The organism is Frankia sp. BMG5.23 (genome assembly GCF_000685765.2).
Lineage (GTDB): Bacteria > Actinomycetota > Actinomycetes > Frankiales > Frankiaceae > Frankia > Frankia casuarinae.
Window position 1 is genome coordinate 1 of sequence record NZ_JDWE01000161.1, and the last position, 1368, is coordinate 1368.

Below are 1368 nucleotides of genomic sequence, written 5' to 3' on the forward strand. Positions count from 1 at the left end.
GGGGCGGGAACGGGCTGCACGCCAAGGACGTGTGCCGGGCGCTGGGTGGCGGCACCGAGCCCCGGCATGTCGAGAGCATGCGGGCCCGGCTGAAACGGCTGGTAGAGCGGGGNGTTCTCACCGAGCCCGATCCCGGCCTGTTCGTCCTGCCCCGGCCCGACCCACCGGCCACCCCAGAGATCAACTCAAGCTGAGGCCCGACGAAAGCGTGCAGAACGCCCACTGAGAACGGCTGCCCCATTGACCCGGTCTCGAAAAGGAGGCGAAGATCGGTGGCAGGCGTCAGGCACGTGCTGTTCGACGCGGACGGAGTCCTTCAGGAGATCCCTGGAGGTTGGTACGCGGCGATGGAGCCGTACCTGGGCGAGCGTTCGCGGGAGTTCCTCCACCGGACCTGGAAGGACGAGCTCCCGATGCTCGCGGGGCGCGGTGACTACATGCCGGTGCTCGCGGCGACCCTGGCCGAGTTCGCCGTATCGACGCCGGTCGAAGACGTGTACCGAGACGTGTGGCACCGGATCGACGTCATGGACGAATCTCTCGCGCTGGTCCGGGCCCTGCGGTTGCGCGGTTACGGTGTCCATCTCGGCACGAACCAGGAGCGGCACCGCGCCGCCTACATGCGCTCGGCGCTTGGCTACGACCGCTTGTTCAACGTCAGCTGCTACTCCTGCGACCTCGGCATCGCCAAGCCCGCCCCCGCCTTCTTCACCGAGGCCGCCCGCCGCATCGGCGTGGACCCGGCCAGCATCCTGTTCATCGACGACAACGAGAAGAACATCGCAGGCGCCCGTATCGCTGGTCTCGCCGCGGAGCAGTGGACCATCACCCAGGGCCGCCACACCCTGCTCCCCTTGCTCGCCCGACATGACGTCATCCCAGACCACACGGGTTGATTCACTCGCAGCAGGATTCCACCAGACGTCGGGCCGCTGGAACCATGTCGCCGCACAGTCCCATCGGCCGAGCCGCGCGGCATGTGCACCCCAGGGATGGACCCGGGATGCGACCCGATCACCCAAAAGATGCCGGTCAGAACCTTGATGGCGGTACAGGCACGGTCGGTACCATCCCCGGGTTGCAGATGCAAGGCCGCTTGGGCTCCGCCCTTCCGCAGGCCGCACTTTGGCTTATTTCGTCCATATGGATGAAGGGTGGCCCGGTCGTAAGAGTTCGGTGATGGCGTGGGTGGGCGGGCCGAAGGCCCGGCCGGTGTTGCCGGTCGGGTGGTTTTCGGCTTGTGGGTGGGGTTAGGGCTCGGGCCCGTCGGGTGGGCCGTCCTGGGGTGGGTCGGTGCTGGGAGGGCTGCCGGTCTGGGTGGTGGTCTGCCAGGTGAGGAAGGGTTCGAGGGCGGGGCCGGCGGGTGCT

Annotated in this window: 1 protein-coding gene and 1 pseudogene; both read left to right on the plus strand. The window is 68.0% G+C overall.

Translation table 11 applies throughout. The features are described from left to right. Window positions 1–194 (plus strand): annotated as a pseudogene (locus tag BMG523DRAFT_RS22320) (hypothetical protein); the annotation flags it as partial. A gap of 78 nt (window positions 195–272) precedes the next feature. Further along, on the plus strand, window positions 273–896 hold the full coding sequence (locus BMG523DRAFT_RS22325; protein ID WP_023842083.1) for an HAD family hydrolase: 624 nt from the start codon (window positions 273–275) through the stop codon (window positions 894–896). Window positions 897–1368 lie beyond the last annotated feature (472 nt).